The 1630-nt window shown below is 67.0% G+C and carries 3 protein-coding genes; all 3 read right to left on the minus strand.

Translation table 11 applies throughout. The features are described from left to right. Window positions 1-78: 78 nt before the first annotated feature. Window positions 79-807, minus strand: coding sequence for a lysophospholipid acyltransferase family protein (locus tag VIR09_RS11460; protein ID WP_332012981.1), 729 nt, complete (start codon window positions 805-807; stop codon window positions 79-81). Window positions 808-811: 4 nt separating this feature from the next. Then, window positions 812-1351, minus strand: coding sequence for a D-glycero-beta-D-manno-heptose 1,7-bisphosphate 7-phosphatase (gene gmhB / locus VIR09_RS11465; RefSeq protein WP_207473766.1), 540 nt, complete (start codon window positions 1349-1351; stop codon window positions 812-814). Further along, the coding region (locus VIR09_RS11470) for a DALR anticodon-binding domain-containing protein (RefSeq protein WP_332012982.1) at window positions 1348-1630 on the minus strand (283 nt) is incomplete at its 5' end. The genes gmhB and VIR09_RS11470, both read right to left, overlap by 4 nt.

The raw sequence follows: 1630 nt of genomic DNA on the forward strand, positions 1-1630 counted from the left end.
GGCTTGGGCGCGGCGCTCAGCGGCGACGCGCCCGCGGGCGCGTCGTGTTGCTGTTCATCGAACAGGAGTTCGAGCTGATCAGTGCTGGCCATACCTTTCTGGATTGAGACGCCGCATTTCCCCCTCGATCCAGTCCTGAACCTTTTGGTTCAGTTCGTCTGGGGAGAGTCCCTTGGATTCTATCGCGGGACCGATGGAGACGGTAATCAGCCCCGGATATTTCACGAAGGCATTGCGGCGCCAGCATTCGCCGGCATTGTGCGCCACCGGGATGACGCGCGCGCCGGTGCGCGAAGCCAGTAGCGCGCCGCCCATCTTGAAGCGGCCGGTCTTGCCGGGCGGAACCCGGGTGCCCTCGGGAAACAGCAGCGGCCAACGGCCTTCGTCCAGGCGGGTCTGGCCTTGCTTGACGACCTGATCGAAGGCGTCGCGGCCTTTGGCGCGGTCGATCGGGATCATGCGCAGCAGCGCCAGGCCCCAGCCGAAGAACGGCACCATGTGCAGTTCCCGCTTGTAGACGAAGCAGACTTCGCGCGGCATGTGGGCGGGGAAGAACAGCGTTTCCCAGGCCGACTGGTGCTTGGACAGCAGCACTGCGGGACCATCGGGCAGGTTTTCCCAGCCCTTGACCTGCCAGCGGATGCCGCAGAAGAAGCGTGCGCCCCAGATAGCCAGGCGCGGCCAGCCCACGGTCAGCTTGTAGCGCCAGTGCAGCGGCAGCGGCGCCCACAGGATGCACGCGAACGCATAGGGGATGACCGTGACGGCCAGGAACAGGAAGTACAGCAGCGAACGTAGCCGGGCCATCGGATCAATGGTCCTGCAGCAAGGTGTCGACCACGGCCGACAGATCGTCGCACACGCGGGTGTTGTCGGGCAGGCCGCCCTTGGCCAGCGTCTTCTTGCCGTTGCCGGTCAGCACCAGCCAGGGCGAGCAGCCGACCGACGACGAGGCCTGCAGGTCGCGCAGCGAGTCGCCCACCGCCGGCACGCCGGCCAGGTCGACGTCGTAGCGGTGGCCGATCTGTTCGAACATGCCGGGCTTGGGCTTGCGGCAGGAGCAGTTGTCGTCAGGACCATGCGGGCACATGAAGACGGCGTCGATGCTGCCGCCCGCGGCGGCCAGCTCGCGCCGCATCTTGGTGTGGATGGCGGTCAGCGTGTCCATGTCGAACAGGCCGCGCGCCAGCCCCGACTGGTTGGTGGCGACCACCACCTTCCAGCCGGCCTGCGTCAGCCTGGCGATGGCGTGCAGGCTGCCGGGCAAGGCGATCCATTCGTCGGGGTTCTTGACGAACGAATCGCTGTCCTGGTTGATGACGCCGTCGCGGTCTAGGATGATGAGTTTCACTGTGCCAGCCTGGAGATGTCAGCGACCTGGTTCATCAGGCCGTGCAGCTGGCCCAGCAGGGCCAGCCGGTTGGCGCGCACGGCCGGGTCTTCGGCCATGACCATGACGTCGGCGAAGAAGGCGTCCACGGCTTCGCGGACCTGGGCCAGCGTGCTCAGGCTGCCGGCGAAGTCGCCCGCGGCCAATTGCGCCTCGGCCTTCGGACGCAGCGTGGAGACGGCTGCGGCCAGGGCCTTTTCCTCCGGTTCCACGAGCGCGGCGTCGTTCACCGCGCCGATT

It is taken from the genome of Achromobacter sp. (genome assembly GCF_036567245.1).
Taxonomy (GTDB): domain Bacteria; phylum Pseudomonadota; class Gammaproteobacteria; order Burkholderiales; family Burkholderiaceae_B; genus Achromobacter.